The sequence below is a fragment of the Inquilinus sp. OTU3971 genome (assembly GCF_038440215.1).
Map to the genome: position 1 here is coordinate 1 of NZ_JASATH010000327.1, position 4,804 is coordinate 4,804.

The following is a 4,804-nucleotide window of genomic DNA, read 5'->3' on the forward strand; positions in this document are numbered from 1 at the left end:
CCCCCCGCCCCCCGCCCGCCCCCCCCCGGCGCGAAGGCGGGATAGGCGGTGAAGGCCAGGAACAGGGCGAAGCCGAGATGGATCGCCCGCGCCTCGGTGTCGTTGAACACGCCGAAGCCGAGCCGGAAGGGCAGGGGAGAGGCGTACCACAGCTGGAACAGCGACCAGGCAATGGCGACGGCGGCCAGCAGCGTCGACGCGGCGCCGGCCGGCTTTCGCCCGCCCGTGTCGGCTTCGGCGACCAGCTGCTCCAGCTCCGCGCTCGGCTGCAGCCCCGGCGTGTCGGTCATGACCGCCTCTCCCTGTCTATGATGGCTTCAGGCTGTTAGCGGGGGCGGCGTGCAGCCGCCCCAGCATGGACTACAGCCAGCCTTTTTCCTTGTAGTACCGCTCCGCGCCCGGGTGCAGCGGGGCGGAGAGGCCGGCCTTGACCATCTGCTTCGGGTCGAGATGGGCGAAGGCCGGATGCAGGCCCTTGAACTCGTCGAAATTCTCGAACACCGCGCGGACCAGCTGGTAGACCGCCTCCTCGTCGGTGCCGGCCGAGGTCACCAGTGTCGCCGTCACGCCATAGGTCTTGGTCGGGTCCGGGTTGCCGTTGTAGAGGCCGCCCGGGATGGTGGCGCGGGCGTAGTAGGGCTTGTCCGCCAGCAGCTTGTCGATCGCGGCGCCGGTGATCGGCACCAGCTTGGCGCCGCAGGTGGTGGTCGGGTCCTGGATGTTCGCCGAGGGATGGCCGACGCCGTAGAAGAAGCCGTCGATCTTGTCGTCGCACAGGGCCGGCCCGTGCTCGTCGGCCTTCAGCTCCGAGGCCAGCGAGAAATCGGCCAGGGTCCAGCCCAGCGCCGTCAGCAGCTCCTCCAGCGAGGCGCGGGTGCCGGAGCCGGGATTGCCGACGTTGAAGCGCTTGCCTTTCAGGTCGGTGAAAGCGGCGACGCCGGCCTCCTTGCGGACCAGCACGGTGAAGGGCTCGGGATGGACCGAGAACACCGCCCGCAGCTCCGGGAACGCGCCCGACTCCTTGAACGCCCCGGCGCCGTTCAGCGCGTTGAACTGCACGTCCGACTGGGCCATGCCGAAATCCAGCTCGCCGGCCCGGATGGTGTTGACGTTGAAGGCCGACCCGCCGGTGGACTCGACCGAGCAGCGGATGCCGTGGGTCTTGCGGTCCTTGTTCAGCAGCCGGCAGATCGCCCCGCCGGCGGCGTAGTAGACGCCGGTGACCCCGCCGGTGCCGATGGTGACGAAGCGCTGCTGCGCCGCGGCCGGGCCGGCGCCCAGCGCCAGGGCCGCCGCGGTGACGGCGGCGAGCAGCGATGCGGTGACCTGAAGCCTCATGATCTCTCTCCCCTTCTGATCGTGTGCTTTCCCTCTCTGGCGGAGGGTCGGCCGGTGTCTCTCAAGCCGCTTTGGGTAGGCTAGTAATGGCCGCATCGACAGCGTCGCCGAGGCGCTCGACGATGGCCTCGACCGCCGCCCCGTCGACGATGAAGGGCGGCGCCAGCAGCACATGGTCGCCCGCGACCCCGTCGACCGTGCCGCCCATCGGATAGACCATCAGCCCGCGCGCCATGGCCTCGCGCTTGACCCGCGCGTTCAGCTTCAGCGCCGGGTCGAACGGCGCCTTGGTGGCGCGGTCGGCGACCAGCTCGATGCCCAGGAACAGCCCGCGGCCGCGGATGTCGCCGACCTGCGGGTGGTTGCCGAAGCGGTCACCCAGGCGGCGGGCCAGGCGCTCACCCATGGCGGTGACGTTGTCCAGCAGGCGCTCGCCGCGGATCACCTCCTGCACCGCCAGCCCGGCGGCGCAGGCCATCGGATGGCCGGTATAGGTGTGGCCATGCTGGAAGAAGCCGGTGCCCCGGGAAAAGGCGTCGAACAGGCGGCGCGACAGCAGCACCGCGCCGATCGGCTGATAGCCGCCGCCCAGCCCCTTGGCGATGGTCATCAGGTCGGGAACGATGCCCTCCTGCGTGCAGGCGTGCAGCGTGCCGGTGCGGCCCATGCCGCACATCACCTCGTCCAGGATCAGCAGCACGCCGTGGCGGTCGCAGATCGCGCGGATGCGCTTGAAGTAATCGGCGACCGGCGGCACCGCGCCCATGGTGGCGCCGACCACCGTCTCGGCGACGAAGGCGGCCACGGTCTCCGGTCCCAGCTCCAGGATCTTGTCCTCCAGCGCCTGGGCGGCGCGGGCGGCATAGTCCTCGTCGCTCTCGCCCGGCTCCTGCAGGCGGTAGGCGAAGCAGGGGTCGATGTGGTGGGTCTCGATCAGCAGCGGCCGGAACGGCGCCCGCCGCCACTCGTTGCCGCCGGTGGCCAGGGCGCCCAGCGTGTTGCCGTGATAGCTCTGGCGCCGGGCGATGACGTGGCGGCGCTGCGGCTGGCCGGCCTCGACGAAATACTGCCGCGCCATCTTCAGCGCCGCCTCGACCGACTCCGACCCGCCGCTGGTGAAATAGACATGGCTCAGCCCCGCCGGCGCGTCCTCGACCAGCCGGTCGGCCAAGCGCTCGGCCACCTCGCTGGTGAAGAAGCTGGTGTGGGCATAGGGCATCCGGTCCAGCTGCGCGTGCAGCGCGGCGATCACCTCCGGATGGCCATGGCCGAGGCAGGACACGGCGGCGCCGCCCGACGCGTCGATGTAGCACCGGCCCTCGGAATCGACGACCTCGATGCCCCGGCCGGCGACGGCGGTTGGGAACTCGGCATGGATCTGGCGGTGCAGGATACGGGTCATGGCTGTGCCTTGGCGGACCAGGGGCGGAGATGGGTGTCGAAGGCGGCCAGCTGCGCCTCGGTGCGGCGCAGGGCGGCCGGGGCGTCGGCGCCGCGGCCGGCGACCAGCGCCGCCAGGATCTCGGCGACGGCGAAGCCTGACGCCAGGCTGTGGAAGAAGGACGGGCTGTCGGTCGCGACCAGGACCGTCTCCGCCGCCAGCTGGGCCAGCGGCGACACCTTGCTGTCGGTGACGGCCACCACCGCGACACCCTGCGCCGCGGCGTAGCGCGCGGTCTCCACCGTGGCCCGGGTGTAGGGCGACACGCTGACCGCCAGCAGCACATCCTCCGGCGTCGCCGCGCGGATCGCGTCGGTGCCGGTGGCGCCGGCGGCGTCGAGCAGCACGGTGCGCTCGCCCAGCAGCGACAGGACATAGTGCAGATGCCAGGCGATCGGGTGGCCGGCGCGCAGGCCCAGGCAGTAGATCCGGCCGGCCGCGGCCAGGTGCGCGGCGGCGCCGGCGAGGCGGTCCAGCGCCGCCGGCTCGGCCAGCCGGGCGACGTGGCCGGCAATGGTGGTGGCGATCTCCGCCGCCAGCGCGCGGTCGCCCTTCAGCGTCTGGCTGGCCAGCTGGGCGTCGGCGCGGCCGGCGAAGCCCAGATCGCCCGACCGCACCGCCTCGGCATACAGCGCCCGGATCGAATCATAGCCGTCGAGGCCCAGGCGCTTCGCCAGCCGGGTCATCGTCGCCGGCGGCACCCCGGCCTGGCGCGCCTGCTCCCGCATCGAAAGCAGGGCGACGTCGCGCGGCCGGTCCAGCACATAGCGGGCCGCGGCCTGCAGCTGCGCCGGCATGGCCTCGAAGCTGTCGACGATGCGCTCGGCGAGGGGGCCTTGATCCATGCATCGACGATAGCAGGCGTTGCACCATGTGCAACGAGTGTTTCAATATTGCCAGACATGATCCGATTGGATCGGGGGGCTGACATGACGGATCCGGAGCGCAGGCCGGTTGCGATCGCGGTGGCGCCGAATGGCGGGCGGCGGACCAAGGCGGACCATCCGGCGCTGCCGCTGTCCGCGGCCGAGCTGGCGCGGGTCGCCGCGGAATGCCGGGACGCCGGCGCGGCGATGATCCACGCCCATATCCGCGACCGGGATGGGGTGCATCTGCTCGACGCTGACGCCTATCGCGCGGCGACCGCGGCGATCCGCGCCGCTGTCGGCGAGGATCTGGTGCTGCAGATCACCAGTGAGTCGCTCGGCCGCTATCGCCCGGACGAGCAGATGGCGGTGGTCCGCGCGGTGCGGCCGGAGGCGGTGTCTCTGGCCTTGCGTGAGCTCACCCCCGACCCCACCGCCGAGCCCGCCTTCGCCGAATTCCTGTCATGGCTGAAGCGGGAGCGGGTGATGCCGCAGATCATCCTCTACGCGCCGGAGGAGGCGCTGCGGCTGGCGGAGATGCGGCAGCGCGGCCTGATCCCCTGGGACGAGATCCCGGTGCTTTACGTCCTCGGCCGCTACGTCGCCGGCCAGACCTCGCTGCCGGCGGACCTGCTGCCGTTCCTGGCTCCTGAGTCGCCCCGCTTGCGGTCCTGGATGGTCTGCGCTTTCGGCCGGCACGAGGCCGCCTGCGCCCTGGCCGCAGCGCTGCTGGGCGGCGACGTCCGAATCGGCTTCGAGAACAACCTGCACCTGCCGGATGGACAGGTGGCCGGCAGCAATGCCGACCTCGTCCGCGCGGTTGCGGAGCCGCTGATCGCCAGCGGCGGCCGTCTCGCCGACGCTGCCGCCTTGCGGGCGGCGTGGGCCGAATAGGCTCCCAGAATACTGAGCTTCTCTGCGTTGCCTCTCCCGCAAGCGAGACCTTTTCAGAATGTCCCCGGGATCTTCTCGGAGGCTTGAGGCGACGTCGGTCGAAAGCAACATGAGTCCCCCCTCCCCTTGCGGGAGGGGGGTAGGGGGAGGGGGTTTTCTCGGCTCGAACTGGCCTGGACCCTGGGTCTATCCGTCAGCGTCGAGGCCTTTGCCCATTCGCGCGCGGACGCGCGCAGACCCCTCCCCCTGCCCCCCCCCCCCCCCC

Annotated in this window: 5 protein-coding genes; 1 reads left to right on the top strand and 4 read right to left on the bottom strand. The window is 71.5% G+C overall.

The genetic code is table 11. From position 1 onward, the window contains the following. The 4 genes from AAHM41_RS38915 to AAHM41_RS38930 all read right to left on the bottom strand — a co-directional run. Positions 1–290 (bottom strand): hypothetical protein (locus AAHM41_RS38915; protein ID WP_342242006.1); only part of this gene is annotated, 290 nt, incomplete at its 3' end. Between the two features lie 70 nt (positions 291–360). Then, a complete protein-coding gene (locus AAHM41_RS38920; protein ID WP_342242007.1) occupies positions 361–1,338 on the bottom strand; it encodes a TAXI family TRAP transporter solute-binding subunit in 978 nt (325 codons plus the stop codon). Between the two features lie 61 nt (positions 1,339–1,399). Next, positions 1,400–2,740, bottom strand: a complete 1,341-nt coding sequence (locus tag AAHM41_RS38925; protein WP_342242008.1) for an aspartate aminotransferase family protein — start codon at positions 2,738–2,740, stop codon at positions 1,400–1,402. After that, on the bottom strand, positions 2,737–3,624 hold the full coding sequence (locus AAHM41_RS38930; RefSeq protein WP_342242009.1) for a MurR/RpiR family transcriptional regulator: 888 nt from the start codon (positions 3,622–3,624) through the stop codon (positions 2,737–2,739). The genes AAHM41_RS38925 and AAHM41_RS38930 overlap by 4 nt, the downstream gene beginning before the upstream one ends. Before the next feature lie 84 nt (positions 3,625–3,708). Here AAHM41_RS38930 and AAHM41_RS38935 point away from each other — a divergent pair, with 84 nt between their 5' ends. Further along, positions 3,709–4,539, top strand: a complete 831-nt coding sequence (locus AAHM41_RS38935) for a 3-keto-5-aminohexanoate cleavage protein (protein ID WP_342242010.1) — start codon at positions 3,709–3,711, stop codon at positions 4,537–4,539. Positions 4,540–4,804: the final 265 nt, after the last annotated feature.